The sequence below is a fragment of the Pseudomonas sp. 4CAES_32.4 genome, assembly GCF_058136335.1.
In genome coordinates this window covers 13,316-28,600 of sequence record NZ_CM176882.1, presented here as the reverse complement: position 1 = coordinate 28,600, position 15,285 = coordinate 13,316, and the positions used below count along the sequence as shown (strand labels likewise).

The 15,285-nt window shown below is 61.4% G+C and carries 16 protein-coding genes; 8 read left to right on the top strand and 8 right to left on the bottom strand.

What is annotated here, in order from left to right:
- The first annotated feature begins 7 nt into the window (after positions 1–7).
- The gene (gene choX, locus AC3Y64_RS00130; protein WP_489986003.1) at positions 8–928 is read left to right on the top strand and encodes a choline ABC transporter substrate-binding protein; all 921 of its coding nucleotides are present in this window, start codon (positions 8–10) and stop codon (positions 926–928) included.
- A 170-nt stretch (positions 929–1,098) separates the two neighbouring features.
- Positions 1,099–2,667 (top strand): SulP family inorganic anion transporter, encoded by a 1,569-nt coding sequence (locus tag AC3Y64_RS00125; RefSeq protein ID WP_489986002.1) that lies wholly within the window; start codon positions 1,099–1,101, stop codon positions 2,665–2,667.
- Between the two features lie 91 nt (positions 2,668–2,758).
- Here AC3Y64_RS00125 and aroE read toward each other — a convergent pair whose 3' ends face one another.
- Together aroE and hemF are read right to left on the bottom strand one after the other, a co-directional pair.
- Positions 2,759–3,580, bottom strand: a complete 822-nt coding sequence (aroE, locus tag AC3Y64_RS00120; protein WP_489986001.1) for a shikimate dehydrogenase — start codon at positions 3,578–3,580, stop codon at positions 2,759–2,761.
- Between the two features lie 9 nt (positions 3,581–3,589).
- A complete protein-coding gene (hemF, locus tag AC3Y64_RS00115) occupies positions 3,590–4,504 on the bottom strand; it encodes an oxygen-dependent coproporphyrinogen oxidase (RefSeq protein ID WP_489986000.1) in 915 nt (304 codons plus the stop codon).
- A 149-nt stretch (positions 4,505–4,653) separates the two neighbouring features.
- Between hemF and AC3Y64_RS00110 the strand changes: the two genes are divergently transcribed.
- Positions 4,654–5,631 carry a quinone oxidoreductase family protein gene (locus AC3Y64_RS00110; RefSeq protein ID WP_489985999.1) on the top strand — a complete coding sequence of 326 codons (978 nt, stop codon included), beginning with the start codon at positions 4,654–4,656 and terminating at the stop codon, positions 5,629–5,631.
- Between the two features lie 112 nt (positions 5,632–5,743).
- Here the strand turns inward: AC3Y64_RS00110 and tsaC are convergent, their stop codons facing one another.
- From tsaC to AC3Y64_RS00095, 3 genes are all read right to left on the bottom strand, one after another.
- Positions 5,744–6,301 (bottom strand): L-threonylcarbamoyladenylate synthase type 1 TsaC, encoded by a 558-nt coding sequence (tsaC, locus tag AC3Y64_RS00105; RefSeq protein WP_158954124.1) that lies wholly within the window; start codon positions 6,299–6,301, stop codon positions 5,744–5,746.
- Between the two features lie 55 nt (positions 6,302–6,356).
- Complete coding sequence (dprA, locus tag AC3Y64_RS00100) at positions 6,357–7,457, bottom strand: DNA-processing protein DprA (RefSeq protein WP_489985998.1); 1,101 nt, start codon at positions 7,455–7,457, stop codon at positions 6,357–6,359.
- Positions 7,458–7,537: 80 nt separating this feature from the next.
- On the bottom strand, positions 7,538–8,563 hold the full coding sequence (locus tag AC3Y64_RS00095) for a LysM peptidoglycan-binding domain-containing protein (RefSeq protein ID WP_158954119.1): 1,026 nt from the start codon (positions 8,561–8,563) through the stop codon (positions 7,538–7,540).
- A 160-nt stretch (positions 8,564–8,723) separates the two neighbouring features.
- On the opposite strand from AC3Y64_RS00095, the gene def reads away from it, so the two are divergent.
- From def to AC3Y64_RS00070, 5 genes are all read left to right on the top strand, one after another.
- On the top strand, positions 8,724–9,230 hold the full coding sequence (gene def / locus AC3Y64_RS00090) for a peptide deformylase (RefSeq protein ID WP_122855361.1): 507 nt from the start codon (positions 8,724–8,726) through the stop codon (positions 9,228–9,230).
- A 57-nt stretch (positions 9,231–9,287) separates the two neighbouring features.
- A complete protein-coding gene (gene fmt, locus AC3Y64_RS00085; protein ID WP_489985997.1) occupies positions 9,288–10,247 on the top strand; it encodes a methionyl-tRNA formyltransferase in 960 nt (319 codons plus the stop codon).
- The gene (gene rsmB / locus AC3Y64_RS00080) at positions 10,244–11,554 is read left to right on the top strand and encodes a 16S rRNA (cytosine(967)-C(5))-methyltransferase RsmB (RefSeq protein WP_489985996.1); all 1,311 of its coding nucleotides are present in this window, start codon (positions 10,244–10,246) and stop codon (positions 11,552–11,554) included. The genes fmt and rsmB overlap by 4 nt, the downstream gene beginning before the upstream one ends.
- 22 nt (positions 11,555–11,576) lie before the next feature.
- On the top strand, positions 11,577–12,953 hold the full coding sequence (gene trkA / locus AC3Y64_RS00075) for a Trk system potassium transporter TrkA (protein WP_489985995.1): 1,377 nt from the start codon (positions 11,577–11,579) through the stop codon (positions 12,951–12,953).
- A 167-nt stretch (positions 12,954–13,120) separates the two neighbouring features.
- Positions 13,121–13,435, top strand: a complete 315-nt coding sequence (locus tag AC3Y64_RS00070) for a tetratricopeptide repeat protein (RefSeq protein WP_489985994.1) — start codon at positions 13,121–13,123, stop codon at positions 13,433–13,435.
- 1 nt (position 13,436) lies between these two features.
- On the opposite strand, the gene AC3Y64_RS00065 is transcribed toward AC3Y64_RS00070, so the two are convergent.
- The 3 genes from AC3Y64_RS00065 to AC3Y64_RS00055 all read right to left on the bottom strand — a co-directional run bounded on the left by AC3Y64_RS00065 (position 13,437) and on the right by AC3Y64_RS00055 (position 15,235).
- Positions 13,437–13,676 (bottom strand): PilZ domain-containing protein, encoded by a 240-nt coding sequence (locus AC3Y64_RS00065; protein ID WP_397483819.1) that lies wholly within the window; start codon positions 13,674–13,676, stop codon positions 13,437–13,439.
- A 73-nt stretch (positions 13,677–13,749) separates the two neighbouring features.
- A complete protein-coding gene (locus AC3Y64_RS00060) occupies positions 13,750–14,637 on the bottom strand; it encodes a lysophospholipid acyltransferase (RefSeq protein WP_489985993.1) in 888 nt (295 codons plus the stop codon).
- Between the two features lie 40 nt (positions 14,638–14,677).
- On the bottom strand, positions 14,678–15,235 hold the full coding sequence (locus AC3Y64_RS00055; protein WP_489985992.1) for a DNA-3-methyladenine glycosylase I: 558 nt from the start codon (positions 15,233–15,235) through the stop codon (positions 14,678–14,680).
- Between the last annotated feature and the right edge of the window lie 50 nt (positions 15,236–15,285).

Sequence of the window (15,285 nt, the reverse complement as noted above, 5' to 3'; positions counted from 1 at the left end):
GAAGTCCATGCGTAAGTTATCCACAGTAGTGACGGTCGGCCTGCTCGCCCTGAGCAGCGCCTCGGCATTCGCCGAGCAGAGCTGCGACACGGTGAAAATGGCCGACCCGGGCTGGAGCGACATCGCCGCGACCAACGCCATCACCGGGTTTCTGCTGGACGGCATGGGCTACAAGGCCAAGGTCGACACCCTCGCGGTGCCGATCACCTTTGGCGGTTTGAAGGATGGCCAAGTGGACGTGTTCCTCGGCAACTGGATGCCAGCGCAGCAGGGCTTCTACGACAAGTTCGTCGCCACCGGTGACGTCACGCAACTGGCGAAGAACCTCGACGGCACCGAGTTCACCCTCGCCGTGCCCGACTACGTGTGGGACGCGGGTGTGCATAACTTTTCCGACCTGAACAAGTACGCCGACAAGTTCGACAAGAAGATCTACGGCATCGGCTCCGGCGCGCCGGCGAATATCTCGTTGCAGGAAATCATCAAGAAAAACGATTTCGACATGGGTCAGTGGAAGCTGATCGAGTCCAGCGAACAGGCGATGCTCGCCGAAGTGTCACGGGCGGTGAAGAAGCAGAAATTCGTCACCTTCCTCGGCTGGACCCCGCACCCGATGAACGTGCAACTGAAGATGCATTACCTCAAGGGTGGCGAGAAATACTTTGGCGACACCGGCAGCGTGTTTACGCTGACGCGCAAGGGTTACGCCGAGGCCTGTCCGAATGTGGGTAAATTGCTGACCAATCTTTCGTTCACTCAGGAGATGGAGAACAGCATCATGGCTGAGGTGGTGAACAAGAAGATCACCAACGCCGCGGCGGCCAAGGCGTGGATCAAGGCGAACCCGGCGGTGCTGGATAAGTGGCTCGATGGCGTGAAGACGGCTGACGGCAAGGATGCGTTGGCGGCGGTCAAGGCCAAGCTCTGATTTAGCGGGCGCTGATGATCGTTCCCACGCTCTGCGTGGGAATGCCTCGACGGACGCGTTCGGCTTTGAATGGGACGCGGAGCGTCCCGGGCCGCATTCCCACGCGGAGCGTGGGAACGATCCGCATGAAGGGCTGATACCCTAGCTGAAAATTTCAACCGCGAGGACCCATGGCCTTCCCCAGTCGCCGCTCACTCTTGCCCTTTCTCACCTGGCTACCGCGACAGACCCGCGCCAGCGTCGGACGGGATCTGATCGTCGGCCTCAGCGGTGCGATTCTCGCGTTACCTCAGTCGATTGCCTACGCGCTGATCGCCGGTCTCCCACCTGAATACGGCCTCTACGCTGCGATCATCCCGGTGTTGATCGCTTGCCTGTGGGGCTCGTCGTGGCATTTGATCTGCGGCCCGACCGCAGCGATTTCGATTGTGTTGTACGCCAGCGTCAGCCCTTTAGCGGTGCCGGCATCGCAGGACTACATCACCCTGATCCTGCTGCTGACCTTCCTCGCCGGGATTTTCCAGTGGCTGCTCGGTTTGCTGCGCTTCGGCGCGCTGGTGAATTTCGTCTCGCACTCGGTGGTACTGGGTTTCACCCTCGGTGCGGCGGTGGTGATTGCCATCGGGCAGTTGCCGAACCTGCTGGGGCTGGACCTGCCGGCGCAGGCTACGGCGCTGGCGAGTCTGATGGATCTGCTGCAACACCTCCGGGCTGTGGATAAACCGTCGCTGCTGCTCGGTGTGGCGACAGTGGTCGTCGGGGTGGTGTTGAAACAATTGCTGCCGCGCTGGCCGACGCTGTTAATAACCCTAGTCTTGGCCAGCCTGCTGGTGTGGCTGTGGCCCACGATGTTTGGCCATGTGCATCTGGTCAGCGCGTTCGTTGGGCGATTGCCGCCGTTCAGTGCGTTGCCACTGGACCTGGACTTGATCCTGCGTCTGCTGCCGAGCGCCGTGGCGGTGGGCATGCTCGGGCTGGTCACCAGTCTGTCGATCGCGCGCTCGATTTCGGCGCGGTCGCAGCAGTTGCTCGATGCCAATCAAGAAGTGCGGGCGCAGGGCTTATCCAACATTGTCGGGGCGTTCTTTTCCGGCTCGCTGTCGGCCGGATCGTTTACCCGTTCCGGACTGAGTTACGAGGCGGGCGCCTGCTCGCCGCTGGCGGGAATTTTTTCGGCGATCTGGGTGGCGTTGTTTGCGATTTTCGGTGCGGGGCTGATTTCGCATATTCCGATTCCCGCCATGGCCGGCAGCATTCTGTTGATCGCCTGGGGCCTTGTGGATCATCGCGGCATTCGTGCGTTGCTACGGGTCAGCCGTGCCGAATTCGTGGTGATGGCGCTGACGTGTCTGGCGACGTTGCTGCTGGAATTGCAAACGGCGATTTATGCGGGTGTGCTGGCGTCGCTGTTTTTCTACCTCAAGCGCACCTCGCAACCGCGCGTGCAGCATTGGCGTGATGGTGAGGATGATGTTTTACGCGTCGGCGGTTCGATCTTTTTCGGCGCAAGCCACTACCTGCAAGTGCGCCTGCAACGCATGCACGGCGAGCGGGTGGTAATCGAGGCGCAGCAGATCAACTTCATCGACTATTCGGGGGTGGAGATGCTGCATCAGGAGGCGCGGCGGTTGTTGAGCCAGCATCGCAGTTTGACGCTGCGCGGGGCGCGGCCGCAGGTGGTGGAGGAATTGAGGAAGCTTGAAGGCCCGGAGAAATGTCCGATCCGGTTTGAGGATTGATCTGATATCGGTATCGACTTCAATCGCTGGCAAGCCAGCTCCCACAGGGATTTAGGTGATCCTTGTGGGAGCTGGCTTGCCAGCGATGCTCTTAAAGGGCCAGTTGGCGGCGTAGTTCGGCCAATACTGGCGCTGTATCCGGGCGCACACCGCGCCACAAAAAGAACGCCTCGGCGGCTTGCTCAGCCAACATCCCCAAACCATCCATCGACACCGCAGCGCCATGCTCGCTGGCCCAGCGGCAGAACGCGGTCGGCTCCTTGCCGTACATCATGTCGTAGCACAGGGTTTTACCCGGCTCGATCAGGCTCGGCGCAATCGGCGGTACATCACCGGTGAGGCTCGCCGACGTGGCGTTGATGATCACGTCCACCGGCTCGCGCAACCAGTCGAAACCACTGGCCGACACCGGCCCCAGATCGCAGAACAACTCCGCCAGCAATTCAGCCTTGTCGACCGTGCGATTGGCGATGATCACCGATGCCGGGTTCTCCGCCAGCAATGGCTCCAGCGCCCCACGCACTGCACCGCCAGCACCCAGCAACAGGATGCGTTTGCCGCTCAGGCTGAAACCGGCGTTCACCGTCAGATCCCGCACCAGCCCGGCGCCGTCGGTATTGTCGCCGAGCAAGGAGCCGTCAGCCAATTTGCTCAAGGTGTTCACCGCGCCGGCGCGTTGTGCGCGGGCGGTGAGGCTGTTGGCCAATCGATAGGCATCTTCCTTGAACGGCACGGTGACATTGGCGCCGCGACCTTCCTGGAAAAACGCCGTGGCGCAGCCGGAAAAATCGTCGAGCGGCGCCAGCAAAGTGCTGTAGTCGAGGCTCTGGCCGGTCTGCTCAGCGAACAGTTTGTGAATCATCGGCGATTTGCTGTGGCCGATCGGGTTACCGAAAACGACGTAACGATCCATCAGAAATCCTCAGGCCTCGGCCAGCCAATCGCGGTCTTGCAGGAAGTATTCGGTCAGGCGCGCTTCTTCGCTGCCCGGCTCGGCCTTCCAGTCGTAGCCCCAACGCACTTGCGGCGGCAGCGACATCAGAATCGATTCGGTGCGCCCGCCCGATTGCAGGCCGAACAGCGTGCCACGGTCATACACCAGGTTGAACTCGACGTAGCGGCCACGGCGGAATTCCTGGAACTCACGCTGCTGCGCGGTGAACACATCATTTTTGCGCCGTTGCACGATCGGCAGATAAGCATCGATGTACGCGTCGCCAATGGCGCGCATGAAAGCGAAGCTGGTGTCGAAGTCCCACTCGTTCAGGTCATCGAAGAACATACCGCCGATGCCGCGCGGTTCGTGGCGATGCTTGATGTGGAAGTAGGTGTCGCACCAGGCTTTGTAACGGGGGTAGACGTCCGGCCCGAACGGCGCACAGGCCTGCTCGGCGACGCGATGCCAGTGGATGCAGTCTGCTTCGTTGCCGTAATACGGGGTCAGGTCGAAGCCGCCGCCGAACCACCAGACCGGCTCTTCACCTTCCTTTTCGGCGATGAAAAAGCGCACGTTGGCGTGGGACGTTGGCACATGCGGATTGTGTGGGTGAATCACCAGAGACACGCCGAGGGCTTCAAAACCGCGACCGGCCAATTCCGGGCGGTGGGCGCTGGCCGACGGCGGCAGGCCGCTGCCGAAGACGTGGGAAAAGTTGACGCCGCCCTTTTCGATCAGCGTGCCGTTCTCGATCACGCGGGTGCGACCGCCACCGCCAGCAGGCCGGGTCCAGGCGTCTTCGACGAAGCGCGTGCCGCCGTCTTCGAGTTCGAGTGCGGCGCAGATGCGGTCTTGCAGATCGAGCAGATAGGCCTTTACGGCGTCGGTGCGGGTCGTCATGGCTTCACCTTGAATCGGGCGGCGCCCCGCAGGCGGGCGACGCAAATGGGCGCGTAGCATAACACCGCAGACTAACGCGCCGCAGTTGACGAAGATCAAGCATGGGAGTTGGATAGGGGGCTCACGAAAGACCCAAGGAGAGCAGGCAGATGGCAAAGCGTATCCAGTTCCGCGCCCACGGCGGCCCCGAAGTGCTCGAATATGTTGACTACGAGCCCGCCGCGCCCGGCCCCAATCAAGTGCGCGTAGCGAACAAGGCGATCGGCCTGAACTTCATCGACACCTATTTCCGCAGCGGTCTGTATGCGCCGCCCGCGTTGCCGTCTGGCCTCGGTGCCGAAGGTGCGGGCGTGGTGGACGCAGTCGGCAGCGGCGTGACCCGCTTCAAGGTCGGTGATCGCGTGGCCTACGGCAGCGGCCCGTTGGGTGCTTACAGCGAACAGCACGTACTGCCCGAGGCCAATCTGGTGCGCCTGCCGGATGAAATCAGTTTCGAAACCGCTGCCGGGGTGATGCTCAAAGGCCTCACCGTGCAGTATCTGCTGCGCCAGACCTATGAACTGAAAGGTGGCGAAACCATTTTGTTCCATGCCGCTGCCGGTGGCGTTGGTTCGCTGGCCTGCCAATGGGCCAAGGCGCTGGGCGTGAAGTTGATCGGCACCGTCAGCTCCAAAGAAAAAGCTGAGCTGGCCAAGGCCAACGGCGCTTGGGCGACCATCGATTACAGCCACGAGAACGTCGCCGAACGCGTGCTGGCGCTGACCGATGGCAAGAAAGTCCCGGTGGTGTATGACGGTGTGGGCAAGGACACCTGGCTGACGTCGCTGGACAGCGTTGCGCCGCGCGGTCTGGTGGTCAGTTTCGGTAATGCTTCGGGCGCGGTGGACGGGGTGAATCTGGGGATTCTCTCGGCGAAGGGCTCGCTGTACGTGACCCGACCGACCTTGGCGACTTATGCCAATAACGCTGAGAATTTGCAGCGAATGGCCGATGAGCTGTTCGAGATGATCATCAGTGGCAAGTTGAAGGCGGATATCAGTCAGCGCTATTCACTGGCTGAGGCGGCCAAGGCCCAGACCGAGTTGTCGGCTCGCCGCACCACAGGTTCGACCATTCTGTTGCCTTGAGGACGCCATCGCTGGCAAGCCAGCTCCCACAAGAATCTTCGGTGGACATAGATTTTATGTACAACGCCGAACCTGTGGGAGCTGGCTTGCCAGCGATGGGAGCAACTCGGTTCTAAGCCGGGCGCACGATATTGCCTGTGGCCAGATCACGAATCAGGCTCGGATTCTTGCGCCCACCCAATTCCCCGCCCAGCACCAGATCAATCTGCCCACGGAAATACTGCTCGACGCGCAACCGCGTGCGCGCCGCCGGGCGTCCCTGTGGGTTGGCCGAGGTCGAAATCAACGGCCCAACCATCGAACACAAGTCCCGCACCTGCGGATGATCGCTGACGCGCAGCGCCACGGTGTCGTGCATGCCCGTCACCCATTCCGGCAACAAGCCCTGATGCGGCACCAGCCAGGTGTTCGGCCCCGGCCAGGTGCTGGCCATGCGGTCGATCCACTCTTGCGGGAAGTCTTCGAACAGGAAATCGAACTGGCGAATGTTGTCGGCGACCAGAATCAACCCTTTGACCACCGAGCGATTCTTGATCGCCAGCAACCGATCGACCGCTTCTTCGTTCCACGGGTCGCAACCCAGCCCCCAGACGGCTTCGGTTGGATAGGCAATCACCGCCCCGGCGCGAATTTCTCGCGCGGCTTGTTGCACACGCCAACTGTTGACCATGAAAAAACTCTCCGCAAACAGGTTTCGCGCAGTTTACCGATCTTCCTTGTAAAACCTAGCTCGTCCTGGCCAACCAGCGACCGTTTTCGCACACGGCGCGGCCATCCATTTCCAGTTCGGTGAGCGCCGCCAGCATTTTGGGCAGCACCCAGCCGCTGCTGTCGGCCAACGCTTCGCTGGTGTGTGGCGCGGCGTGGAGCAGGGCAAGCAAAGGGTGTTCGGCTTTGGGTGTGTCTGTGGACAACGGTAAATGCTGCCAGCCACGCAACGCTTCGAGGATGTGTTCGATGGTTTCCACCAGCACCGCGCCATCCCGAATCAACTGGTGACAGCCCCGCGCGCCGGGGTGATGGATCGAACCGGGGATCGCGTAAACCTCGCGCCCCTGTTCTGCCGCCAGCCTTGCCGTGATCAGCGAACCGCTGGCGACGCTGGCCTCGACCACCAGCACGCCGAGGGACAAACCGCTGATGATCCGGTTACGCCGTGGGAAGTTGCTCGCCGTCGGCCCGGCGTCCAGCGGAAACTCCGAAACCACCGCGCTGCCAGAGGCAATCATCGCGTCAGCCAGCCGACGATTGCGCTGTGGATAAAAATTTTCCAGCCCGGTGCCCAACACACCGACAGTCAAGCCGCCGACATCCAACGCGGCTTGATGCGCAGCGGCATCGATGCCCAGCGCCAGACCACTGGTGATGACAAAACCGGCGCCGGCGAGGCTGCGGGAAAACGCCGCGGCCGTGTCCATTCCGGGACGCGAAGCACGGCGACTGCCGACCATCGCCAGTTGCGGATTTTCCAGAATCAGTGGATCGCCGGCCACGAACAACAACGGTGGCGGATCGGGAATCTGCGCCAGCAGCGCCGGGTAATCCGGCTGATCCCACATCAACAAATGATGCTCCGGGCGCTCTAGCCAGCGCATTGCGTGGCTGGCGCCATCGCGTACTTCGGGAGAGCGCCGCGCTTCGGCACTCGCCGCCGGCATTCCCAGCGAACGCCAGGCCGTGGCCGGGGCGCTGATGGCTTTCGAGGCCGAGCCAAAGGCTTCGAGCAATTTGCTAAAACGCTTGGGGCCGATTTCCGGCAAGCGGTGCAGGCGCAGGCGCGCTTCCAGTTCCGCCGGGGAAAGCGGTGTGCAGGCAGACATCATCATGGATCATCCTTGACCGTTATAAGCCCCGAACCATTCGGAACAAGCTGTGGATAACTCTGTTGGTAACTTGTGAAGCTTGCTTACGGATTTCGCACCTTGTCGAGCACCGCCAGCGAGCGCGATGCGTTGAGCACGAGGCCGTAGCTGAGTTTGTCGTAGGTGCGGAACACCATCAGCAAACCGGCGCGTTCATCGGGAATCTTCAGCGGTTGACCGGTGATGCGGTCGCGCACGGTTTCGCCGGTTTTCATCACCACCAGCACGTTGCCTTCGGCCAGACCATCGCGCTTGCCCTTGTTCAGGGTGACCACGTCCATGACGCCGATCTGGGTGACACCACGCGGCACGTCGATGATCACGCCGTTGATCTTGCTGGTCGGTGCGCTGGGCATGAAGGTCGAGTTGATCGAACGCTCTTCGCCGCTGAACAAGCGGTCGCCGAGGCGCACTTCCTGGGTGGTGCGTTGCAGGGCGAGGGTGGCGACGTCGCCTTCGGTCGCGACAATTTCACCGCCACCGATGTCGTCGGCGTTGATCCCGAGAAACTCCTTGGTCTCGGGATCGGTATAGACCTTGCCCTGACGGAAGATGCCGTAAACCGGTTGATTCGGGTCGAAATGGCCGCGGGCGAAGATGCGGTCGCCAGTGCCGCTGAGCACCCGTTCGGCATCGCCGGCGACGATATACGGCGCCTTGTCGAAGTCTTCGGCCTTGTCGACGATGCGGTTGCTCAGCAGGAAACTGTTGATCGATTTCAGCGGAATGCTCGGAATCGCCTCGGCCACCGGGCTGGTGCGGATCCGTGGCGAGAGCTTGATGGTGCCCCGCGACGCGCCGCGATTGAGCATCAACTGTGGCTGGCCGTTGACGTAGCTGAGGGTCAGCGTGTCGCCGGGATAGATCAGGTTGGGGTTTTCGATTTGCGGATTGGCCCGCCACAGCTGTGGCCACTGCCAGGGCTCGCGCAGGTATTTGCCGGATATGTCCCAGAGTGTGTCCCCCGAAACCACCGTGTATTGCTGTGGAAAACCTTCCCTGAGTTGCACTTGCCCTTGCGCCACGCCAGCCGAAGCCAACAGCAGCAGGGCGAGTAGTGTTTTCCTCATGCAGTGAATCCCTTTATCATGTGCATTCGCGTGAACCGTCAGAGCCCCCGTGGCTCGCTTGTGCAAAATGCACAAGCTACGCTTCACAACGGTAGCCTGCATCTTCGGACCTGCCAGGCCATCGCCCGACTTTACTCAACGTGTGCAGCAATCAAAGCCTATGGCCATTTTAAACATCCTCGAATTCCCGGACCCGCGTCTGCGCACTATCGCCAAGCCTGTGGCTGTAGTGGACGACGAAGTGCGTCAGTTGGTCGATGACATGTTTGAAACAATGTATGAAGCGCCGGGCATCGGCCTTGCCGCGACCCAGGTCAACGTGCACAAACGTATCGTCGTGATGGACCTTTCCGAAGACCGCACCGAGCCACGGGTGTTCATCAACCCCGAGTTCGAATCGCTGACCGAAGAAATGGAGCAATATCAGGAAGGCTGCCTGTCGGTGCCGGGTTTCTACGAAAACGTCGATCGCCCGCAAAAGGTCAGGATCAAGGCGCTGGACCGCGACGGCAAGCCCTATGAACTGATCGCCGAAGGCCTGCTCGCAGTGTGCATCCAGCACGAATGCGACCACCTCAACGGCAAATTGTTCGTCGATTACCTGTCCACGCTCAAACGCGACCGGATCAAGAAGAAACTGGAAAAGCAGCACCGCCAGAACGCTTGATGCCCCTCTTCAAAGGCTTGCTGCGGCAAGCCTTTTTCTTTTTATGAGACTCCCTTCATGACTGAGCCACTGCGCATCGTTTTTGCCGGCACCCCGGAATTCGCCGCCGAGCACCTCAAGGCCCTGCTGAGCAGCCCTTATGAGATCGTTGCGGTCTACACCCAACCGGATCGTCCGGCCGGTCGCGGGCAAAAACTGATGCCGAGCCCGGTTAAACAGTTAGCGTTGGAAAATAATATCCAGGTGTTGCAGCCTCCGACATTGCGCAACCCTGACGCTCAAGCCGAGCTGGCCGAGTTGAAGCCAGACTTGCTGGTGGTGGTCGCCTACGGCTTGATCCTGCCGCAAGCGGTGCTGGATATTCCGCGTCTGGGCTGCATCAACAGCCACGCGTCGTTGCTGCCACGCTGGCGCGGTGCGGCGCCGATCCAGCGCGCCGTGGAACACGGTGATGCCGAAAGCGGCGTGACCGTGATGCGTATGGAAGCCGGCCTCGACACCGGGCCGATGTTGCTCAAGGTCGTCACCCCGATCACTGGCGAAGACACTGGCGGCACGCTGCACGACCGTCTCGCCGAGATGGGCCCACCGGCCGTGGTGCAAGCGATTGCCGGCCTGGCCGCCGGCACGCTGGAAGGCGAAGTGCAGAACGATGAACTCGCCACCTACGCACACAAGCTGAACAAAGACGAAGCACGCATCGACTGGAGTCGCCCGGCGATTGAGCTGGAACGACTGGTGCGCGCTTTCAATCCATGGCCGATCACTCACAGCACCCTCAACGGTGAAGCGCTGAAAGTGCTGGCGGCAACCATCGCTGACGGTAAAGGCGCGCCGGGTGAAATCCTCGGCGCCAGCAAGGAGGGCCTGGTCGTCGCGTGCGGCGAACAAGCGCTGTGCCTGACCCGCCTGCAATTGCCGGGCGGCAAGGCGCTGAACTTCAGCGACCTGTTCAACAGCCGTCGCGAGAAATTCGCTGTCGGCACGGTGCTCGGCGCAGCGGTGGACGCGCAATGAATCCGCGTCTGGCCGCCGCCAAGGCACTCGCCGCCGTGCTCAGCGGCAAAGCCTCGCTGAACAGCTCCCTGCCGACGCAACTGGACAAGGTCGAGGATCGCGATCGCGGTTTCACTCAGGATCTGGCGTTCGGCACCGCGCGCTGGCAGCCACGCTTGTCGGCGTTGGCCGAGAAGCTGCTGCAGAAACCGTTCAAGGCTGCCGACGCCGATGTTGAAGCGCTGCTGCTGGTCGGTCTCTACCAATTGCTCTACACCCGCGTGCCGGCCCACGCCGCCATCGGCGAAACCGTGGGTTGCGCTGACAAGCTGAAAAAGCCCTGGGCCAAAGGTTTGCTCAACGCCGTGCTGCGTAACGCTCAGCGCGAAAGCGAAACGATTTTCGCCGAGCTGGAGCGTGATCCGGTGGTGCGCACCGCTCACCCGCGCTGGCTGCAAAAATCCCTGAAAGCCTTCTGGCCAGAACAGTGGGAAGCCATCTGCGAGGCGAACAACGCGCATCCGCCGATGATCCTGCGGGTCAATCGCCGGCACCACAGCCGCGACGCTTACCTCGGTCTGCTGACTGAAGCGGGTATCGCTGCGACACCGTGCGTGTACAGCCGCGACGGCATCATCCTCGAAGCCGCTGCCGACGTGCGCAGCCTGCCGGGTTTCGCCGAGGGCTGGATCAGCGTGCAGGATGAAGCCGCGCAACTGGCCGCCGACCTGCTCGATCTGGCGCCGGGCCAACGCGTGCTCGACGCTTGCTGCGCGCCCGGCGGCAAGACCTGCCACATCCTCGAAGCCGAACCGGCGCTGGCCGGCGTAGTCGCGGTGGATCTGGAAGCCAAGCGTCTGGTGCGGGTCAAAGAGAATCTTGAACGCCTCGGTCTGAACGCCGAACTGATCGCCGCCGACGGTCGCGATACCGAGAAATGGTGGGACGGTAAACCGTTCCAGCGCATCCTGCTCGACGCGCCTTGCTCGGCCACCGGCGTGATCCGCCGCCATCCGGACATCAAGCTGACCCGTCAGCCGGACGACATCGTCGCCCTCGCGCATCTGCAAGGCGAGTTGCTCGACGCCATGTGGAAGACCCTCGAAGTCGGCGGCATCCTGCTGTACGCCACCTGCTCGACGCTGCCGACAGAGAACACCGAGGTCATCGCCGCGTTCCTTGAGCGCACACCCGGCGCCCGTGAACTGGATCTGGCCACCACGGCCGGCATCAAACAGCCCCATGGTCGCCAATTGCTGGCCCAGCAGGGCGGGCATGACGGGTTCTACTACGCCAAGCTGATCAAGATCGCTGCCGCGCGCGGCTAAACGGATTCAACGGAGTGACTGGATGAAAATCATCATCCTCGGTGCGGGACAGGTCGGCGGTTCGCTGGCCGAGCATTTGGCCAGTGAAGCCAACGACATTACGGTGGTCGACACCGACGGCGAACGCCTGCGCGACCTCGGCGACCGCCTCGATATTCGTACCGTGCAGGGCCGTGGCTCGCTGCCATCGGTGTTGCGTCAGGCCGGTGCCGACGACGCCGACATGCTGGTGGCGGTAACCAACAGCGACGAAACCAACATGGTCGCCTGCCAGGTCGCCCACACGCTGTTCCACACCCCGACCAAGATCGCCCGGGTGCGCGAAGCGTCATACCTCAATCGCGAGGAACAGCTGTTCCAGAACGAAGCGATTCCGGTCGACGTGCTGATCAGTCCCGAGCAAGTGGTGACCAACTACATCAAGCGTCTGATCCAGCATCCCGGTGCGTTGCAGGTGATCGACTTCGCTGAAGGTACGGCGCAACTGGTGGCGGTGCGTGCCTATTACGGCGGGCCGTTGGTAGGTCAGCAACTGCGCCAGTTACGCGAGCACATGCCGAATGTCGAAACCCGCGTCGCCGCAATTTTCCGTCGTGACCGGCCGATCCTGCCGCAGGGCGACACGGTGATCGAGGCCGATGACGAAGTCTTCTTCATCGCTGCCCGTGAGAATATTCGCGCGGTGATGAGCGAAATGCGCCGTCTCGACGAAACCTACAAGCGCATCGTCATTGCTGGCGGCGGGCAAATCGGCGAGCGTCTGGCCGAGGCCATCGAAAGCCGTTATCAGGTGAAGATCATCGAGATGAGCCCGGCGCGCTGCCGCTATCTCTCCGACACCCTCGACAGCACCGTGGTATTGCAGGGCAGCGCGTCCGACCGCGACCTGCTGCTGGAAGAGAACATCGCCGACGCCGACATCTTCCTTGCGCTGACCAACGACGACGAAGCCAACATCATGTCTTCGCTGCTGGCGAAACGGCTGGGCGCGAAGAAGGTCATGACGATCATCAACAACCCGGCCTACGTCGACCTGATTCAGGGCGGCGACATCGACATCGCCATCAGCCCGCAACTGGCGACCATCGGCACGCTGCTGGCCCACGTGCGCCGTGGCGATATCGTCAGCGTGCACTCATTGCGGCGCGGTGCGGCGGAAGCCATTGAGGCGATTGCCCACGGTGATGCGAAGTCGAGCAAGGTCATCGGCAAGCCTATCGAAAAGATCGGCCTGCCCCCGGGCACCACGATTGGCGCGGTGATCCGCAACGCACAAGTGATCATCGCCCACGACGACACGGTGATCGAAGCGGGCGACCATGTGATTCTGTTCCTTGTGGATAAAAAGCATATTCGCGATGTGGAGAAGCTGTTCCATGTGGGGTTGAGCTTCTTCTGATGCGGAATTTTCTGTGTCTGTTATGGCCTCATCGCTGGCAAGCCAGCTCCCACATGGATCTTCGGTGTACATCACATTTGTGAACAACCCAAAACCCTGTGGGAGCTGGCTTGCCAGCGATGGCGGCGCCACAAATCTCCCCTGAAACACCGAAAAGGAATCCACCAATGCTCGAATCCCTGGAAAAAATGCTCGCCAAGGGTGTGGATAACTCCCTTTTGCGCTTCGGTCTGGGCAAGGGATATATGAATCTGGGCGAAAACGCCAAGGCCGCCGAGCATTTCCAGCGCTGTGTCGGTTTCGACCCGAAGTATTCAGCGGCGTGGAAATTGTTGGGCAAGGCGCAGCTGGCGCTGGGCGATCTCGCCGCCGCGCGTAATGCGTGGGAACAAGGCCTGGAAGCAGCCCGTGCCCATGGCGATAAGCAGGCCGAGAAGGAAATGACGGTGTTTTTGAAGAAGCTCGATCGTCAGGCGCAGTGATTCAGAGGTAACGAAGACCGATACCGTCGGCATCCACCGTCACCACTTCCATTCGTACGCTTGGTGCGCCTGTGGGTAAACCCTGCACCTGGCCATAGACCACCGCGCCTTTGGGCAACGATGCCAAGGTCGGATGCTGCACAAACACCCCGGTAGGCGACAGGTTGCGTGTTTGCCCGAGGCATTCGCCGAAGCTGTCGTGGGTGATCTTGATGCGGAAGGATTTGCGTTGTTCGGACATCTTGTTGCGCCCTTTGATGAACGGTTGTGGATAACCTTGCCAGTGAGGTTATCCACAGATCATGCCAATCAGTTCAATACCAGCGCTCTTCGCCCGGCGGACGTTTCTTGAAGCGCTTCATGCTCCACATGTACTGGCTCGGATACGCCGCGACATAACGCTCGACGACTTTGCTCATCGCCGCGCAGGACTCGGCAGTATCGGTGCTGTACATGGCTTCGGGCGCCGCTTCGAGGATCACTTTGTAGCCAGAACCGTCGGGCAGGCGCAGCGCATGCAGGAACACGCCGACCGCTTTGCCACCGGCGAGCATGTTCGGCACGAATTTGCTGGTCAGTGCCTGAGTGGCGAAGAACGGCACGAAGATCCCGGCGGATTCGGCCGGTTCCGGGTCGGCGGGGATGCCCACTGCACCACCTTTGCGCACTTCCTTGATGACGCTGAGGATGCCTTCCTTGGTGGAAGCAGCGACTTTGTTGCCCAGTTGCACGCGCTGTTTGCGCAGCAATTCATCCACAGCCTTGAGCTTCGGCGGACGGTAGAAAATGATCGGTTTGCACTGGCTGCAATAGAAGTGGTTGAGCACTTCCCAGTTGCCGAGGTGGCTGGTGATGCCGACTACGCCTTTGCCCGAGGCGAGCGCGTCTTTCAGCACGTCGAGGCCTTCGACTTCGCGCACCAAGTCAATCGAACGCTGGGCCGGCCAGATCCACGCGCAGGCGCTTTCGGTCAGCGACTTGCCGATGTCTTTCAGGCTCTGCCCGACCAGACGCTCACGCTCGGCCGGATCCATCTGTGGAAAACATTTGGCGAGGTTCATCCGCACCACGTCACGGGAGCGGTTGGGGGTTTTCCACATGATCCAGCCGATCGCCGAACCCACGGCCTGCACGGCCCGCCATGGCAGCAGGGCAAACAGCCGCAGAGCGCCTACCAGCAAGGCGCCTTTAAACTTTTCCACAGGTCACTCCTGATCTTGTGCGGTGCGCGAGGCGGCCATTCTAACCGCCGAAGGCGAGCTGCGCGTAGCGGTCGCAGTCCTGGGTGTGATCCATGACCATGCCCGAGGCCTGCATCAGCGCGTAGCAAATGGTCGGGCCGACGAACGTGAAACCGGCCTTTTTCAGGGCTTTGCTCATCGCCAGCGCTTCGGGGGTGATCGCCGGGACTTCGCTGCGATCCTTGAAATGATTGATGATCGGTTGGTCACCGACGAACGACCAGAGGAAGGCCACCGGATCCTCCAGCGCCAGCCAGGCCTGGGCATTACGCCGGGCGGCATTGAGCTTGAGGCGGTTGCGGATGATCCCCGGATCGAGCATCAATTCGTCGATTTCGGCGTCGCTCATCTGCGCCACGCGTTGTACGTCGAAGCCGAATAACACTTCGCGATAACGCTCGCGTTTGCGCAGCACGGTGATCCACGACAGCCCGGCCTGGAACCCTTCGAGCAAAAGCAACTCGAACAAACCCTGCGCATCGCGTAGCGGCGTGCCCCACTCCTGGTCGTGATAAGCCATGTACAGCGGATCTTCGGTACACCAAAAGCAGCGTGGCATAAGGCTCCAGGGGGCGTGCGCAGCAATGAATCGGGTATACTCCCGCTCTT